14 protein-coding genes are annotated in these 16,848 nt (G+C 68.7%); 6 read left to right on the forward strand and 8 right to left on the reverse strand.

All coding sequences use genetic code 11. The annotated features are described in order from the left end of the window. Window positions 1-2: 2 nt before the first annotated feature. Genes VLK61_RS01300 through VLK61_RS01315 form a run of 4 tightly spaced genes read right to left on the reverse strand, consistent with a single transcriptional unit; the run spans window position 3 to window position 5,842 of the window. Window positions 3-959, reverse strand: coding sequence for an alpha-E domain-containing protein (locus VLK61_RS01300; RefSeq protein WP_325417479.1), 957 nt, complete (start codon window positions 957-959; stop codon window positions 3-5). 17 nt (window positions 960-976) lie between these two features. Continuing rightward, a complete protein-coding gene (locus VLK61_RS01305; RefSeq protein ID WP_325417481.1) occupies window positions 977-2,488 on the reverse strand; it encodes a circularly permuted type 2 ATP-grasp protein in 1,512 nt (503 codons plus the stop codon). Then, window positions 2,485-4,926 carry a DNA internalization-related competence protein ComEC/Rec2 gene (locus tag VLK61_RS01310; protein ID WP_325417483.1) on the reverse strand — a complete coding sequence of 814 codons (2,442 nt, stop codon included), beginning with the start codon at window positions 4,924-4,926 and terminating at the stop codon, window positions 2,485-2,487. Before VLK61_RS01310 ends, VLK61_RS01305 begins: the two co-directional genes overlap by 4 nt. 22 nt (window positions 4,927-4,948) lie before the next feature. Beyond that, the gene (locus VLK61_RS01315; RefSeq protein WP_325417485.1) at window positions 4,949-5,842 is read right to left on the reverse strand and encodes a DMT family transporter; all 894 of its coding nucleotides are present in this window, start codon (window positions 5,840-5,842) and stop codon (window positions 4,949-4,951) included. Window positions 5,843-6,077: 235 nt separating this feature from the next. Here VLK61_RS01315 and VLK61_RS01320 point away from each other — a divergent pair, with 235 nt between their 5' ends. The 3 genes from VLK61_RS01320 to VLK61_RS01330 all read left to right on the forward strand — a co-directional run bounded on the left by VLK61_RS01320 (window position 6,078) and on the right by VLK61_RS01330 (window position 8,729). Further along, a complete protein-coding gene (locus VLK61_RS01320) occupies window positions 6,078-6,785 on the forward strand; it encodes a response regulator transcription factor (protein WP_325417487.1) in 708 nt (235 codons plus the stop codon). Between the two features lie 50 nt (window positions 6,786-6,835). Next, window positions 6,836-8,101 (forward strand): sensor histidine kinase, encoded by a 1,266-nt coding sequence (locus tag VLK61_RS01325; RefSeq protein ID WP_325417489.1) that lies wholly within the window; start codon window positions 6,836-6,838, stop codon window positions 8,099-8,101. 130 nt (window positions 8,102-8,231) lie between these two features. Beyond that, the gene (locus VLK61_RS01330; protein ID WP_325417491.1) at window positions 8,232-8,729 is read left to right on the forward strand and encodes a ribosomal protein L7/L12; all 498 of its coding nucleotides are present in this window, start codon (window positions 8,232-8,234) and stop codon (window positions 8,727-8,729) included. Window positions 8,730-8,766: 37 nt separating this feature from the next. On the opposite strand, the gene VLK61_RS01335 is transcribed toward VLK61_RS01330, so the two are convergent. Continuing rightward, window positions 8,767-9,519: an aldolase gene (locus VLK61_RS01335; protein ID WP_325417493.1), complete on the reverse strand. Its 753-nt coding sequence runs from the start codon at window positions 9,517-9,519 to the stop codon at window positions 8,767-8,769. A gap of 127 nt (window positions 9,520-9,646) precedes the next feature. Between VLK61_RS01335 and VLK61_RS01340 the strand changes: the two genes are divergently transcribed. The 3 genes from VLK61_RS01340 to VLK61_RS01350 are packed head-to-tail and all read left to right on the forward strand — an operon-like array spanning window position 9,647 to window position 12,010. Continuing rightward, window positions 9,647-10,993 (forward strand): PQQ-dependent sugar dehydrogenase, encoded by a 1,347-nt coding sequence (locus VLK61_RS01340; RefSeq protein ID WP_325417495.1) that lies wholly within the window; start codon window positions 9,647-9,649, stop codon window positions 10,991-10,993. 43 nt (window positions 10,994-11,036) lie between these two features. After that, window positions 11,037-11,492 carry a RidA family protein gene (locus VLK61_RS01345; protein WP_325417497.1) on the forward strand — a complete coding sequence of 152 codons (456 nt, stop codon included), beginning with the start codon at window positions 11,037-11,039 and terminating at the stop codon, window positions 11,490-11,492. Next, a complete protein-coding gene (locus VLK61_RS01350; RefSeq protein WP_325417499.1) occupies window positions 11,489-12,010 on the forward strand; it encodes a disulfide bond formation protein B in 522 nt (173 codons plus the stop codon). The genes VLK61_RS01345 and VLK61_RS01350 overlap by 4 nt, the downstream gene beginning before the upstream one ends. Here VLK61_RS01350 and VLK61_RS01355 read toward each other — a convergent pair. The 3 genes from VLK61_RS01355 to VLK61_RS01365 are packed head-to-tail and all read right to left on the reverse strand — an operon-like array spanning window position 11,991 to window position 16,728. Further along, the gene (locus tag VLK61_RS01355; protein WP_325417501.1) at window positions 11,991-13,046 is read right to left on the reverse strand and encodes a 2-oxoacid:ferredoxin oxidoreductase subunit beta; all 1,056 of its coding nucleotides are present in this window, start codon (window positions 13,044-13,046) and stop codon (window positions 11,991-11,993) included. The two genes, VLK61_RS01350 and VLK61_RS01355, sit on opposite strands and share 20 nt — an antisense overlap. Next, on the reverse strand, window positions 13,043-14,893 hold the full coding sequence (locus VLK61_RS01360) for a 2-oxoacid:acceptor oxidoreductase subunit alpha (protein WP_325417503.1): 1,851 nt from the start codon (window positions 14,891-14,893) through the stop codon (window positions 13,043-13,045). Before VLK61_RS01360 ends, VLK61_RS01355 begins: the two co-directional genes overlap by 4 nt. Next, on the reverse strand, window positions 14,890-16,728 hold the full coding sequence (locus VLK61_RS01365; RefSeq protein WP_325417505.1) for an FAD-dependent oxidoreductase: 1,839 nt from the start codon (window positions 16,726-16,728) through the stop codon (window positions 14,890-14,892). The genes VLK61_RS01360 and VLK61_RS01365 overlap by 4 nt, the downstream gene beginning before the upstream one ends. Between the last annotated feature and the right edge of the window lie 120 nt (window positions 16,729-16,848).

A 16,848-nucleotide genomic window follows, 5' to 3' on the forward strand; every position in this document is an offset into this window, starting at 1 on the left:
TTTTATGCAGGGACCAGGAAATCGCGGCTGATGCCCGCGCCGATGTCGTTGACGCGGTCGAGGAACTGCGTCAGGAAGGCATGCAGGCCGGTGGCCAGGATCTCGTCGATGCGGCCGAACTGCAGGTCGCTGCGCAAGCGGCCGGCGCGGCGCTGGGTTTCGCTGCTCTGCTCGTTGGCGACATGGTCGAGGTTGGCCACCACCTCGTTCATGCAAGCAGCCAAAGAACGCGGCATGTCGGGGCGCAGCATCAGCAACTCGGCCACCTTGTCGGGCCGGATCACGTTGCGGTAGACCTTGCGGTAGATCTCGAAACCGGACACCGAGCGCAGGATCGCCGACCAGTGGTAGAAGTCGACCTCGGGCGCGTCGTCATGGCCCCAGGAGCCGAAGTAGTCGCCGGCGAGCGCGTGGAACTTCACGTCCAGCAGCCGCGCGGTGTTGTCGGCGCGCTCGAGGAAAGTGCCGATGCGGATGAAGTGCAGCGCTTCATCCTGCAGCATGGTGCCCACCGAGACCCCACGCGACAGGTGCGAGCGGAACTTCACCCATTCGAACAGCGCGGCCGGGTCGCGGTCGAAGCTACCTTCGCGCAGTTGGCGGTTGAATTCGAGCCAGGTCTGGTTGGTGGTTTCCCACAGCTCGGTGGTCAGCGTGCCGCGCACGGCACGGGCGTTCTCGCGGGCCGCGGCCAGGCACGAAACGATGCTCGACGGGTTGCCGGCGTCGCGCACCATGAACTGGATGACATTGGCCGGCGTCACCGCATCGTGCTTCTTCTGGAAGGCCTGCGTCAGCTCGGAGATGCCCAGCACGCCGGCCCAGCCCTGCTCCGCCCGGTCGGCCGACTGCGGCAGCAGCGAGGTCTGGTAATTCACATCGAGCATGCGCGCGGTATTCTCCGCCCGCTCCATGTAGCGGGACATCCAAAACAGGTGGTCGGCAGTTCGCGAAAGCATGTTGTTTGTTCCTCGCATCAAGCTTGGCGTTGAGACTGACCACCGTGCTCCATCGGCAAGCCCAGATCGCCTGGCACGGTGTCACGCCCCGGATCGCCTTCCAGCACCCAGGTGTCTTTTGTACCGCCGCCCTGCGACGAATTGACGACCAGTGAGCCCTCCTTCAGCGCCACGCGCGTCAGCCCGCCCGGCACCATCTGCACGCTGCGGCCGGACAGCACGAAGGGCCGCAGGTCGATGTGGCGCGGCGCGATGCCGCGCTCGACGAAGGTCGGGCAGGTGGACAGCGCCAAGGTCGGCTGCGCGATGTAGTTGGTCGGGTTGGCCAGCAGCTGGGCGCGGAACTCGGCGATCTCGTCCTTGCTCGCCGCCGGGCCGACCAGCATGCCGTAGCCGCCGGCACCATGCACTTCCTTGACCACCAGCTCGCTCAGGTGATCGAGCACGTACTTCAGGTCGTCCTTGTCGCGGCACAGATGGGTCGGCACGTTCTCGAGGATCGGCTTTTCGCCGAGGTAGAACTCGACCATCTTCGGCACGTAGGGGTAGATCGACTTGTCGTCGGCCACGCCGGTGCCGATGGCATTGCACAGCGTGATGTTGCCGCGGCGGTAGACATCCAGCAGGCCGGCACAGCCTAGCGTCGAATCGGAGCGGAAGGCGTGCGGGTCGAGGAAGTCGTCGTCGACGCGGCGGTAGACCACATCCACCCGCTTCGGGCCCTGCGTGGTGCGCATGTAGCAGAAGCCGTCCTTGACGAACAGGTCCTGGCCCTCGACCAGCTCGATGCCCATCTGCTGCGCCAGGAAGGCGTGCTCGAAGTAGGCGCTGTTGTACATGCCGGGCGTCAGCACCACGCAGGTGGGCTCGTTCACCGAGGCCGGCGCGACGCCGCGCAGCGTTTCGAGCAGCAGGTCGGGGTAGTGGTCGACCGGCGCGATGCGGTGCTGCGAGAACAGCTCGGGGAACAGCCGCATCATCATCTTGCGGTTCTCGAGCATGTAGCTCACGCCCGAGGGCACGCGCAGGTTGTCTTCCAGCACGTAGTAGGTGCCGCTGCCATCGGGCTGCGCGGCGCGCACGATGTCGATGCCGGCGATGTGCGAGTAGATGTTGCCCGGCACGTCCACGCCCATCATCTCGGGCCGGAACTGCGCGTTCTTCAGCACCTGCTCGGCCGGTACGACGCCGGCTTTCAGGATCTCCTGGTCGTGGTAGACGTCGTGCAGGAAGCGGTTCAGCGCATTCACCCGCTGCGCCAGACCGGCCTGCATGCGCTGCCATTCGTCGGCCGGGATGATGCGCGGAATCAGGTCGAAGGGGATCAGCCGCTCGGTGCCGGAGCCGTCTTCATCTTTCGCGCCGTACACCGCGAAGGTGATGCCGACGCGGCGGAAGATCATCTCCGCCTCTTCACGCCGGGCGGCCATCAGCTCGCCGGGTTGCTGGCTCAACCAGCGATCGAAGCCGCTGTAGTGGGCGCGCACGGAGGTGGCGCTGGATTGCATTTCGTCAAAACTCGGGGTCATGGGGTGCCTGCTCCTGCGTTGGGATTAGCAACATCCGCACCAGCCTCGGGCGGCGCCCAGTGCCAGTAACGCCGCCGCACTTGCCGAGTGCATGTCATCGCCCCATCCTGCCACAGCCACGCACCGCATTGGTCGGTGCGAACCATCAGGATGCCTCGCTCGGCATAGCGCGCCATCACATCGGGCGCCGGATGGCCGAAGCGGCTGCGGTAGCCGGCCTGCACCACGGCCACCTGCGGTTGCACTGCCGCCAGCCAGGCGGCGGTGGACGAGGTGCGGCTGCCGTGATGCGGCACCAGCAGCACGTCGCTGCGCAATTCGGCGGCGTGGCGCCGCAGCAGCGCCGCCTCCTGCGCGGCTTCGATGTCGCCGGCCAGCAAAGCGCTGCGGCCACGGGCATCGACGATGCGCAGCACGCAGGACACCTCGTTGGGCTTGCGCTGCAACGGGTAGTCGGCCGCGCTCGGGTGCAGCAGCTGGAAGTGCACGCCATCCCAGTGCCAGGACTGGCCGTCCTCGCAGCGCGTGTGCGGCCGGCCGCCCTGCAACAGCGCATGCCCGGGCTCCAGTGAGCTCCAGACATCGCCGGCCGGCAGCGCGGCCAGCACCGAGGCGGCGCCGCCGACATGGTCGATGTCGCGGTGGCTCAGCATCAGGCGGTCAATGCGCGTTTCGCCGCGGGCGCGCAGCAGCGGCACCAGCACCCGCTGGCCGGCGTCACTCTCGCGTGAGTACTGCGGGCCGGTGTCGTACAGCAGCAGGTGCGATTGCGTGCGTACCAGCACGGCCGTGCCCTGCCCCACATCGGCCGCCAGCAGCTCGAACTGCCCTGCCGCCGGGCGTTCGACGGCCGGTAGCAACAGCGGCAACACCAGCGGCAGAGCCAGCCAGCGCACGCGCCGGGGCCAGGGCAGCAGGCCGACCACCGCAGCGGCCAAGCCACTGGCCACCGCCCACGGCGGCGCGGCCGGCGCCTGCCACACCGCGCCTGGCCACGAAGCCAGCCAGGCCAGGCCGGCCACCAAGGCCTTCACGACCACAGCGGCAAGGCCCCACAGCGGTGCCGCCAGCACGCCCAGCATGGCCAGCGGCGTGATCAGCAAAGTGACCAGCGGAATGGCCAGCAGGTTGGCGACAAATCCCACCAGCGACAGCTGCTGGAAAAACACCAGCGACAAGGGCGCCAGCCCCAGCGTGGCGACGACTTGCGAGCGCAGCGCGCCATGCAGCACGGCCGCCCAGCCCCGGCCGGCCGCGCGGACCCGCGCCGGCTCCGACATCATCAACAGGCCGACCGCCGCGAACGACAGCCAGAAGCCCGCCTGCAGCAAGGCCCAGGGATCCTGCAGCGTCACCACCACGCCAGCCACCAGCAGCACCAGCAGCCAGGGCCAGCGCAGGCCGGCGCTGCGCAGCAGCACGCTCACCGCCAGCATCAGCAGTGTGCGCACGGCAGGAACGCCCCAGCCGGCCAGCAGCGCATAGCCTGTGGCGACGATCAAGCCGCCCCAGCGTCCGGCCTGCATCGCCGGCAGCCACAGCAGCAGGCGGGTGCTGCGTCGCCAGGCCCAGCCGACGAGGCCGCCGGCCAGCCAGGCGAACATCGTCACATGCAGGCCGCTGATCGACATCAGGTGCGCGATGCCGGTGTTGCGGAACAGGTCCCAGTCCTCGCGCTCGATGGCCGCCTGGTCGCCCACCACCAGCGCGGCCAGCACGCCTGCCAGGCGCGGGTCGCTCACCTCGCGCGTTATCGCGTCGCGCAGCGATTGCCGCGCTCGCTCGACCGGATGCGCCACCGCGTCCTGCAGACGCTCGGCCGCCGGGCCGCGCTGCACCACGCGCACGTAGCCGGTGGCGCGCAGGCCCTGCTCCCAGAGCCACAGTTCGCTGTCGAAGCCCTGCGGGTTCATTGCGCCATGCGGCTGCTTCAGCCGCACCGGCAGGCGCCAGCGCTGGCCGGCGCGCAGCTCGGTGCGTGGCTCGTCCAGCTGCACCTCATCGCCGTGGCCGCGGTACCAGCCCAATGCGATCAGCGGCGGCACGCCGACGGTCTTGCCCGTGTGCGTGGCCGATTCGACCTCGAAGCGAAAGCGCGTGCCCGAGGCGCCGGATTGCGGCATCGCCGCCACCACGCCGGTCAGCAGCAGGTCCTGGCCTTCGAGCGCCGGATCCAGCCGCTCGGCCAGCCTGACGCCGGCGCGCAGGCCGGTGCTTGCGAAACCCGCCAGCGCAATCGCCAGCGACAGGCCCAGCAGCTGCCAGCGCGGCCGCCGTCGCCAGCACAGCGCCACCAGCAGCACCGCGCCGCCCAGCAGCCCGCCATAGTGCCCAGCCGGCCACAGCGCGGCCTGCTGCATCTGCAGCGCAACGCCCGCCAGCCAGGCCAGCCCTCCCCAGGCGATGCGCCATCCCGGGTTGACCTCGGGTGTCGTCATCGTGCCAGTGTAGGAGGCGCGATCAGGCCGCTGACTTGGGCGCCGCTACCACCGCCGCAGCCACCCCCACCCGCCGCAGGTTCAGCAGGTTGCCCGACAGGATCAGCAGCGTGCCCAGCACGGTGAACGCATCGATGCGTTCGGCATAGATCAGCCAGCCGGCCAGCGCCGTCATCGGCACGCGCAGGAAGTCCATCGGCACCACCACGGTGGCCTCGGCATGTTGCATCGCGCGGGTCATGCAGTAGTGCGAGAAGGTGCCGCAGAAGGCAATCACCCCCACCCAGCCCCACACGGTGGCCGATGGCCAGCGCCACACCGCCAGCGCCGGCAGCAGCCCGATCAGCGATTGCACGATCAGCATCCAGAAGATGATGACCACCGCGTCGTCGGTGCGCGTCAATGACTTGACCATGATCAGCGACACCGCGAAGCCCAGCGCCGCCGCCAGCGCGATGGCCTGGCCGGCGCTGATGCCGCTGGTGGCCGGCCGCACGATGAGCGCCACGCCGATCAGCCCGAGCAGCACCGCCGCCACCTTCCAGCGGTTCAGGCGCTCGCCGAGGAAGGCCACTGCCAGCAGCGCCGTCCACAAGGGATTCGTGAACTCGATGGCGACGACCTGCGCCAGCGGAATCATCGTCAGCGCGGCAAACCAGCCGTACTGCGACGCGTAGTGGATGGCGTTGCGGCCGGCATGCTGCAGCAGGCGGCCGCTCTTCATCGTTGCGAAACCGCCATGGGCACGCACCAGCGGGTAGAGCATCAGCAGGCCGATCAGCGAGCGCAGTTCCATCACCTGGAACACCGCGAGTTCGCGCATCGCCTGGCGCCCGGCCACGGCGATCACCACCATCAGCAGCAGCCAGCCGGCCATCCACAGCGCGGCCTTGGAGAGGGAATCGGAAGCAGGCATCGTCTGGCGTTGGCGGGGGGCTGGCAGTGTAGGGCCGCCGCCCGGCGCCGCCTGTGTCGATGCCGACACAAACAGGCTATCTGCCTGCAAAGCCCGGACGGCAGCATCGCGCCTTGCCGGCTCGCCACCAGGGCCAGGGCGACGAGCGCCCAACTGGGTGTACCGTTTCGTCGCGCGCAGCCGGCCCTGAACGGCCACCGCGCGGCGAAGGTGCCTGAAAGCAGTGGAGTAGCGCATGACGACTTGCCTGGTGGTAGACGACGACCTCGAGATCCGGGCCTCGGTCCAGGACTTCCTGCAGCGCTTCGGCATGACGGTAAGCACCGCGGCCAACGGCGCGGAAATGCGCCGCATCATGGCCTCGAACAAGTTCGATGTCGTCGTGCTCGACCTGCGGCTGCCCGATGAAGACGGCCTGTCGCTGTGCAAGTGGGTGCAGGCCACCTCCGGTGTGCCGGTGATCATGCTGACGGCCCATGGCGATGCGATCAGCCGGGTCGTCGGCCTCGAGATGGGCGCGGACGACTACATCGGCAAGCCCTTCGAGCCGCGCGAACTGGTGGCCCGCATCAACGCCGTGCTGCGTCGCCTGGAAAAGGGCCGGCGCGCGTCGGAGGAATCCCAGGGCCGCCTGCTGCAGTTCGAAGGCTGGCAGTTCGATCGGGTGCTGCGGCAGCTGGTCTCGCCCACCGGCGTCGTGGTGCTGCTGTCGAACGCCGAATTCAGGCTGCTGGTCGCCTTCGTCGAGCACCCGGGGCGGGTCCTGACGCGGGACCAGTTGGTGGACTACACCCGTGCGCCGGGCGTGGACGTCAACGACCGCAGCGTCGACCTCTGTGTATCCCGCCTGCGCCAGAAGCTGGGGGACTCCCCGAGGGAACCTCGCCTCATTCGCACGCTGCGCGGAGAGGGCTACCTCTTCGACTGCAAGGTGGAGTCATGAGGGCCCCCAGGCCGGCTCAAGCCGACCGCCCCCCGAGGGGATCAAGGAAGGTGGCAGAGCCACATGTCCTTGAGCGCACCTGGTTCACCGACACCCTGTCCAAGCGGCTGTTGATCCTGATGTGGCTGGCGCTGGTGGGCAGCCATGTTGCGGCCTTCCTGACCGTGCGGCTGGTTCACGCGATGCCGGGGCCAAGCCAGGCCACATCGCTCGCCGACTTGCCGACCTTCCCGTCGCTGCCACCGACACCCGGGCTGCCGGACACCACCGCGCCGCGCGACAGGCCGCCGGAGGATCGCCCGCCGCCCCCGCCGCCTGGCCGGCGCGGCCCGGGCTTCGGCGGGCCAGGCTTCGACGGCCCGGCAGGGCCGGGTCGCGGCCCGGCCGACGAGAGCCCTCGCGGCGCGGGCCCGGGCATCGCCGCGGGTGGCGGGCCGCGCATGCCGTGGGACGCCCTCGCGCTGGACTATGGCGTGCGCTTCGGGGTCATTGCGCTGGCCGCGTGGCTGGGCTCACGCTGGCTGGCGCGCCCGATGCGGCGGCTGGCCGTCGCCTCACGCGCGCTGAGCGGCTCGCTCGGCGGCAGCGCCAGCCTGCCGACACTGGACGAAACCAGCGGCACGGTCGAGGTCCGGGAAGCGGCCCATGTGTTCAATGCGATGGCGCGGCAGTTGCGCGAGCAGTTCCAGGCCCGCGGTCTGATGGTGGCCGCCATCTCGCACGACCTGCGAACGCCCTTGACGCGCATGCGCATGCGCCTGGAGGCCATGGGCGGCGATCAGCAACTGCAACAACGCTCGGTGGACGACATCCAGGAGATGAATGCGCTGATCGACAACGTCATGGAAGTCTTCCGGCTGGAGGCGGCCAGCGGCCAGGATCCGCTGCAACCCACCGACATCGGCGCCCTGGTGCAGGCCGTCGTCGACAACCTGGCGGAGCAGGGCTCGCCGGCCACGTTCGAAGGCGACTCGGTGGTGACGCTGGCGCAGCCCGAGCCGCTGCGCCGCGTGGTGTCCAACCTGGTGAGCAATGCGATCCGCTATGGCGAGCGCGCCGAGGTCAGGCTGAGCGCGAACGCCCGCGAGGTGCGCATCACCGTCGACGACAGCGGCCCGGGCATTCCACCGGCAGAGCTGGAGGCGGTCTTCCAGCCGTTCTACCGGGTCGAGGCCTCCCGCCATCGCAGCACCGGCGGAACCGGTCTGGGCCTGTACATCGCGCGCGAGATGACCGCCCGGCAAGGCGGCCGGCTGAGCCTGGTGAACCTTGCCGCGGGTGGCCTGCGCGCCGAGCTGGTGCTGCCGCGGCGCTGAACACGGGCCGGCCGGTCGACCATTCGGACGCGCGGCCGGCGTGGATGAGCAAGCCCCTCGTGCTGCGCTTGCAGGCCGCCGACTGAACGATCAAGATCGCAGGCCGCAGCGCGCACCCTGGAACCCCGACATGGCCCAACCCAACCGTCCTTTGCCCGAGGAAGTGCTCACCGCACTGCAGCGCGGCAGCCTGTTCGATGCGATCAAGCTGCTGCGCAAGTCCGGCGTGGCCAACCTGGCCGAAGCCAAGGCCTTGCTCGAGGCCGAGGCCCGCCGCATCAACGCCAGGAAGTCAACGTCCGCACACGCCGCCGCGCCATCGGCTTCGTCGCCGCAGCGGGCTCCCGGCGCCTGGCCGCCGGCCGCAACCGAGGCGCTGCGCCGCGGCCACAAGATCGAGGCCATCCGCCTGCTGCGTGAACACAGCGGCCTCGGGCTGAAGGAAGCCAAGGATGCCGTCGAGGCCCATGCCCAAACGATGGTGCCCACCGTGGAAGGCCTGTCACCCCGCGATGGGTTGTCGCCCGGTGAAGTGCCGCGCACGAGCAGCGTCGTCTGGTGGCTGGTCATCATCGCGGTGATCGGCGGCGCGGCGGTCTACCACTACTTTCTTCGCGGTTCGGTCTGACGTCGGCCCGGCGCGCCGACGACGCGTCGTTAAGGCGCTAGAGCGTGCGGCGCAACGCCTCGAAGAACAGCGTGGACTGCAGGCGCTCGCCCTGGATCTGCGCGGCCACGCGCGCGGTCAGCGCCTCGTCCACCGGCGCCAGCGGCAGGCCGGTGGACAGTGCGATGACCATCAGCTCGCAGGCCCGCTCCAGGTAGTACAGGTCGTCGTAAGCATGGGCCAGCTGCTCGCCGCAGACGATGACGCCGTGGTTGCCGAGGAAGGCGATGTCGGCGCTGTTCATCGCATGGGCAATGCGCTCGCCTTCGTGCACGTCGAGCGCCAGGCCGTTGTACTGCGCGTCCACGGCGATGCGGCCATGGAAGCGCATGGCCGTCTGCGAGCTGGTGGTGTCCAGCCTGCGGTGCCGGGTCAGCGTCAGCGCGGTGGCCTGCGGCATGTGGGTGTGCATCACGCAGGCCTTGCCGGCAATGCGGTGCACGGCGGCATGGATGAACATCGCCGTCGGCTCCACCGCGTGACGGCCGGCCAGTTGCCGACCGTCGGCCGCGACCATCACGATGTCGTCCGCCTGGATTTCGCTCCACAGCAGGCCGCGCGGGTTCAGCAGGAAGCGCGACGAGCCATCGGGCAACTCCACGCTGAAGTGGTTGCAGACGCCCTCGCCCAGGCCGTGGTGAGCCGCGGCGCGCAGCGCCAGTGCCAGGTCTTCGCGCAGGCGGCGCACGGCGGCCGAGGCGAAGTCCGCGCTGTCCGCACTGGTTGGGGGATGGGTGGTGGTGGCGCTCATGCGCCGATTCTGGCCGAGCCGGTTCACCCGCAGCAGCGTGTCGGACGCCGCCGACACCCGAAAGGCCTGCCCGCTTGCAGCCACGGCACGGCGCGCTGCGCAGACTGCAAGGCGAGGTGACCCCGCCATGCCCGACCTTTCTGCCGCCTTGTACCGCTACACCACCCTGGTCGCCACGCTCGGCGCCGCCCTCCTCGTGCTGACGGCCTGCGGCGAAGCTTCCAAGCTGCCCGACGGCGCAGGCACCGGTGCGAATCCCGAGCTGCCGGCACCGCAGCAGCGCTTGCTGCCCACGGTCAACATCGCCGAGGCCAAGGGCTGGCCCGCCGGGCGCAAGCCGGCGCCGATTCCGGGCACCCAGGTGAGTGCCTTTGCCAGCGGCCTGCAGCACCCGCGCTGGCTCTACGTGCTGCCCAACGGCGACGTGCTGGTGGCCGAGTCGAATGCGCCGCCCAAGGGCGAAAAAACAGGCGGCGGTGTCAGGTCCTGGATCACGGGCAAGATGATGGCCAAGGCCGGCGCCGCCGTGTCCAGCGCCAATCGCATCACGCTGCTTCGCGATGCCGATGGCGACGGTGTCGCCGAATCCCGCTCGGTGTTCATCGCGAATCTGCATTCCCCCTTCGGCATGGTGCTGGTCGGCAACGACTTCTATGTCGCCAATGCGGATGCCGTGCTGCGCTTCGCCTACACCGAAGGCGCCGCGTCGCTCACCGAGACGGGCAGCAAGCTGGTCGACCTGCCGGGCGGTCCGCTGAACCACCACTGGACCAAGAACCTCGTCGCCAGCCGCGACGGCAGCAAGCTCTACGCAACGGTCGGCTCCAACAGCAACATCGGCGAGAACGGCCTGGACATCGAAGCCGGCCGCGCCGCGATCTGGGAGATCGAGCGCAGCACCGGCAAGCACCGCCTGTTCGCGACCGGGCTGCGCAACCCCAACGGCATGGTCTGGGAGCCGAACACCGGTGCGCTGTGGACGGTGGTGAACGAGCGCGACGAACTGGGCAATGACCTGGTGCCCGACTACCTCACTTCGGTGAAGGACGGCGGCTTCTACGGCTGGCCCTACAGCTACTACGGCCAGCATGTCGATGCGCGCGTCGAGCCGCCGCGCCCCGACCTGGTGGCCAAGGCGATCAAGCCCGACTATGCGCTGGGCTCGCACGTGGCGCCGCTGGGCCTGGCGCTGGCCGAGGGCAAGAGCATCTCGGGCGCCTTCCTCAACGGCATGTTCATCGGCCTGCACGGCTCGTGGAACCGCGAGCCGCGCAGCGGCTACAAGGTGGTCTTCGTGCCCTTCGCCAACGGGCGGCCGAACGGCAAGCCGATGGATGTGCTGACCGGCTTCGTCGACGCCGACGATGACAAGGCGATGGGCCGGCCGGTGGGTGTGGCGATCGACAAGCGCGGCGGCCTGCTGGTGGCCGACGACGTGGGCAACACCGTCTGGCGCGTCAGCGCACCGCCCTGAGTGTAGGATTCCGTCCCTCTCAGACTGCCTGCGCGTGGCCCCCATGTCCGTCTACGACAAACTCTCGACACTCGGTATCACCCTGCCCCCGCTGGCCGTGCCGGTGGCCGCTTATGTGCCCTTCGTGCGCAGCGGCAATCTGGTGTTCCTCTCGGGCCACATCGCGAAGAAGAACGACCAGCCCTGGGTCGGCCAGCTGGGCCTGACCATGGGCACCGAAGAAGGCCAGGCCGCGGCGCGGGCCGTGGCCATCGACCTGCTGGGCACCTTGCACGCGGCGATCGGCGACCTGAACAAGGTCACCCGCATCGTCAAGCTGATGAGCCTGGTGAATTCCACGCCCACCTTCATCGAGCAGCACCTGGTGACCAACGGCGCTTCGGAATTGTTCGGCGAGGTGTTCGGCGAGGCCGGCACGCATGCGCGCAGTGCCTTCGGCGTGGCCCAGGTGCCGCGTGGCGCCTGCGTCGAGATCGACATGATCGTCGAAGTGCAGTGACCCACGCGAGGGAGCGGTCCGGCGACCGCGCCGGTGCCCGGCCGGCGCGGGTCGGCAGCTTGCTGGCCGCCATGGCGCTGGTGTCGTTCGGCGCCGTCGGCGCCGCGCTGGTCACGCAGCATCACTTCGACATGATGCCCTGCCCCTGGTGCGTGCTGCAACGGGTGATCTTCGTGGCCATCGGCCTGGCGGCCCTGCTCGGGCTGGCGTGGCGATCGGGCGGGGGCCAGCGCATCGTCGCCGGCCTGGCGCTGCTGCTGGCCGGCAGCGGCATCGCCGCGGCGCTGTGGCAGCACTTCGTCGCCGCCGCATCGGCCTCTTGCAATCAGACGCTGGCCGACCGCATCGTCGGTGCACTGCAGTTGGACAGCCTGCTGCCCGAGGTGTTCGCGGCCTATGCCAACTGCGCCGACGCCAAGGTGAACCTGTTCGGCGTGCCCTACGAGTTCTGGAGCCTGGCGCTGTTCCTGCTGATCGCGCTGGCCGCCGTGCGCGTGCTCATCGCAAGGACGCGTTGAGCTTGTCCAGCGCCGCGGTGCCGGGGCACAGTTCGGCTTCGGTCAGTGTGTTCAGCGGCTTGGCCACGGTGTTCAGGCCGACGTGCATGTCGCCCGCCTGCGGGTCGACATAGAGCAGCCCGGTCACCACCTCGCCCCGGGCCTGCAGCGCCTGGACCTGGGCCATTGCGCTGACGCGGTCGGTCGGGTCGTAGCCGGCGTGCAGCCTGCGCAGCCGCATCAGCGAACCATCGGGCTGCGGCAGCATGATCACTTCGCCGGGCGCGGGCTCGGCATGCAGCTCGGGCGCCAGGTCGATGAAGTCGATGAAGCTCACCGCTTCGTTGTGCTCGCGCACATGGTCGTAGCTGCGTGTGCTGCCGGCATGGTTGTTGAACGCCACGCAGGGGCTGATGACATCGATGAAGGCCGCGCCACCGTGGGCGATGGCGCCTTGGATCAGCGGCACCAGCTGCGCCTTGTCGCCCGAAAAACCGCGGCCGACGTAGGTGGCGCCTAGCTGCAGCGCCATGCCGATCAGGTCCACCGGCGCGTCGGGGTTGAGCACGCCCTTCTTGCTCTTGCTGCCGCGGTCGGCGGTGGCCGAGAACTGGCCCTTGGTCAGGCCGTAGACGCCGTTGTTCTCGACGATGTAGACCATGCGCACGCCGCGCCGCATGGCATGTGCGAACTGGCCGAGGCCGATCGACGCTGAATCACCGTCGCCCGAGACGCCCAAATACAGCAGCTCGCGGTTGGCCAGGTTCGCGCCGGTCAGCACGCTGGGCATGCGGCCATGCACGGTGTTGAAGCCGTGGCTGGCGCCGAGGAAGTAGTCCGGCGTCTTTGAGCTGCAGCCGATGCCCGAGAGCTTGGCCACGCGGTGCGGCTGGATGTCCAGCTCCCAGCAGGCCTGGATGATGGCCGCCGAGATCGAGTCATGGCCACAGCCTGCGCACAGCGTCGAGATCTTGCCTTCGTAATCCCGCCGCGTGTAGCCGACCTTGTTCTTGGCCAGCGTCGGGTGGTGCAGCCTGGGCTTGGTGATGTAGGTCATAGGATTCTTTCGCGACGGGGTGACACCGCCAGCGCATGCACATGGCTGGTGATGGCCTGCGTGATGTAGCGCGCGGTGATCGGCGTGCCGTCGTAGTGCAGCACCGGGCTCAGCCAGGCGGGGTCGATCTCGAGTTCGTTGATCAGCATCATGCGCATCTGCGCGTCGCGGTTCTGTTCGACGACGAAGACATGGTCGTGCATCGCGATGAACTCGCGCACGCTGGCCGTGAACGGGAAGGCGCGCAGGCGCATCGCGTCCAGGTGGATCAGGCTGTCGGCCAGCGCTTCCAGCGCCTCGTCCATCGCCGGCGCGGTGGAGCCGAAGTACAGCACGCCCAGCCGCGTCTTCTTCGCCGCGGCGCGCACCACCGGCTGCGGCACCAGCGCGGCAGCCGTGTTGAACTTCTTCAGCAGGCGCTGCACGTTCAGCATGTAGTCGTGGCCGGCTTCCGAGTAGCGCGCGTACTCATCGCGGGTGGTGCCGCGCGTGAAATACGCGCCCCGCGTCGGGTGCGTGCCGGGCAAAGTGCGCCACGGGATGCCGTCGCCGTCCACGTCCTTGTAGCGGCCGAATTCCTTGCCGGCTTCCAGCTCGGCCGCGCTCATCACCTTGCCGCGGTCGTAGCGGCGTTCATCGGTCCAGGCCAGCGGTTCGCACAGGCGCTGGTTCATGCCGATGTCCAGGTCGGTCATCACGAACACCGGCGTCTGCAGCCGGTCGGCCAGGTCAAGTGCGGCGGCGCTGAATTCGAAGCACTCGGTGGGGTCCTGCGGCAGCAGCAGCACATGCTTGGTGTCGCCGTGCGAGGCATAGGCGCTGCTCAGCAGGTCGGCCTGCTGCGTGCGCGTGGGCATGCCGGTGGACGGGCCGCCACGCTGCACGTCGATGATGGTCATCGGGATCTCGGCGAAGTAGGCCAGGCCGATGAATTCGGTCATCAGCGACACGCCCGGCCCCGAGGTGGCAGTGAAGGCCCGCGCGCCGTTCCAGCCGGCGCCGGTGACGATGCCGATCGAGGCGATCTCGTCCTCGGCCTGCACGATCGCGAAGCGGTTCTCGCCGGTGTCGGGGTCGACCCGGTACTTGCGGCAATACTTCTCGAAGGCCTCGGCCACCGACGATGAAGGCGTGATCGGGTACCACGCGCATACCGTGGCGCCGCCGTACACGCAGCCCAGCGCGGCGGCGGTGTTGCCGTCGACGAAGATGCGCTCGCCGACCTGGTCCGACGCCTTCACGCGCAGGTCTACCGCGCGGCCATTCGGTGGGTTCAGGTGGTCGCGTGCAAAACCGCGGCCCGACTGCAGCGCGCGCACATTCGATTCGAGCAGCCGCTCCTTGCCCTTGTACTGCTCGCCGAAGAGTTTCTCGATCACGCCGCCATCGATGTCCATCAGCATCGACAGCGCGCCCAGCACCATGATGTTCTTGAACAGCTGGCGCTGGCGCGAGTCTTCGTAGGTGGCATTGCAGATCGCCGTGACCGGCATGCCGATCACCGTGATGTCGTCGCGGAAGGCACTCGGCGGCAGCGGCTTGGTGCTGTCGTAGAACAGGTAGCCGCCGGACTCCACCTCCTTGATGTCCTGCGCCCAGGTCTGCGGGTTCATCGCGACCATCATGTCGATGCCGCCGCGCCGGCCCAGCCAGCCGCGTTCGCTCACCCGCACCTCGTACCAGGTGGGCAGGCCCTGGATGTTGCTCGGAAAGATGTTGCGCGGGCTCACCGGCACGCCCATGCGCAGGATGGCCTTCGCAAACAACTCGTTGGCCGAGGCCGAGCCCGAGCCGTTGACGTTGGCGAACTTGACGACGAAATCGTTGACCGCTTCGATGCGTTTCATGCAATGGACTCCCCGCGCACCGCGCCCATCGTCGTATCCCGGCAGGCATCGCCTGCCTTGGTGGTGAGCAGCAGGAACTTCTGCATGTCCCAGGCCCCTGTCGGGCAGCGCTCTGCGCACAGCCCGCAGTGCAGGCAGACATCCTCGTCCTTGACCATCACGCGCTGCGTCTTCAGCGCGCCGCTGACATACAGCGCCTGGTCGGCATGCAGCGCCGGCGCATTCAGGCGGCCCCGCAGGTCGGCCTCGTCGCCGTTGCCGGTGAAGCTGATGCAGTCCATCGGGCAGATGTCGACGCAGGCGTCGCACTCGATGCACAGCTTGTCGGTGAACACCGTCTGCACATCGCAGTTCAGGCAGCGTTCGGCTTCCTTGAATGCGGTGGCCAGGTCGAAGCCGAGTTCCACCTCCACCTTGATGCTGGCCAGCGCCTTCTCGGCCTTGGCCCAGGGCACCTTGAAGCGCAGCTCATTCGAGATCGCGTTGTCGTAGCTCCACTCGTGGATGCCCATCTTCTGCGACATCAGGTTCAGGTGCGGCGGCGGGCGCCGCGTGGCCGATTCGCCGTGCAGCAAGCGGTCGATCGATACAGCAGCTTCATGGCCGTGCGCCACCGCGGTGATGATGTTCTTCGGGCCGAAGGCCGCGTCGCCGCCAAAGAACACAGTGGGTAGAGATGACTGGAAGGTCTGCGCATCGATCGTGGGCATGCCCCATTCGTCGAAGTTGATGCCGCTGTCACGCTCGATCCACGGGAACGAATTTTCCTGGCCGACGGCGATCAGTACCTCGTCGCAGGCGATCTCGACCTCGGGCTCGCCGCTGGGCTTGAGGCTGCGGCGGCCCTTGTCGTCGTAGACCGCGTGCACGATCTCGAAGCGCATGCCGACCAATCTGCCGGCGTCATGCACGAAGGCCTTGGGCACATGGAAGTTGATGATCGGGATGCCTTCATGCATCGCGTCTTCCTTCTCCCAGGGCGAGGCCTTCATCTCGTCGAAGCCCGAGCGCACGACGACCTTGACGCTGTCGGCGCCCAGGCGGCGCGCCGAGCGGCAGCAGTCCATCGCGGTGTTGCCGCCGCCGAGCACGATCACGCGCTTCTTGACGCTGGTGACATGGCCGAAGGACACCGAGGCCAGCCAGTCGATGCCGATGTGGATGTCTGCCGCGGCTTCATCGCGGCCGGGCAGTTCGAGGTTGCGGCCACGCGGCGCGCCGCAGCCGACGAACACCGCGTCGAAGTCCTCCTTCAGCAGCGCGTTCATCGACTCGACGTAGCGGCCGGAGCGGAACTCGACACCGAGGTTCAGGATGTAGCCGCACTCTTCGTCGATCACCTCCTCGGGCAGGCGGAAGCGCGGCACCTGCGTGCGCATGAAGCCGCCGGCCTTCTTTTCACCGTCGAACACCGTGACGGCGTAGCCCTGGCTGGCCAGGTCGCGCGCCACCGTCAGCGAGGCTGGGCCGGCGCCGACGCAGGCCACGCGCTTGCCGTTGCGGGCCAGCGGCCGCGGAATGCGGGCGCGGATGTCCTCGCTCTTGAAGTCCGCGGCCACGCGCTTCAGCCGGCAGATCGCCACCGGCTCGGGTTTCTCCGCGTTTTTCTCCTCGACACGGCCTCGCCGGCAGGCCGGCTCACACGGCCGGTCGCAGGTGCGGCCGAGCACGCCGGGGAAGACGTTGGACTCCCAGTTGACCATGTAGGCGTCGTCGTAACGACCCTGCGCGATCAGTCGGATGTACTCGGGCACGGGGGTGTGCGCGGGGCACGCCCATTGGCAATCGACGACCTTGTGGAAGTAGGCCGGGTCGGCCACGTTGGTGGGCTGCAAGCGTGTCTCCTGGTCAAGGATTGCGGGCCGGGCAGCCTTGTTGGCCACTCTCGAGCCTGCGAAGGCCAGTCTACGCCCGGTCCATGCACCACTGATATGCAGGGACACCCCAGGGTTGTG

It is taken from the genome of Aquabacterium sp. (genome assembly GCF_035476535.1).
GTDB lineage: Bacteria > Pseudomonadota > Gammaproteobacteria > Burkholderiales > Burkholderiaceae_C > Pseudaquabacterium.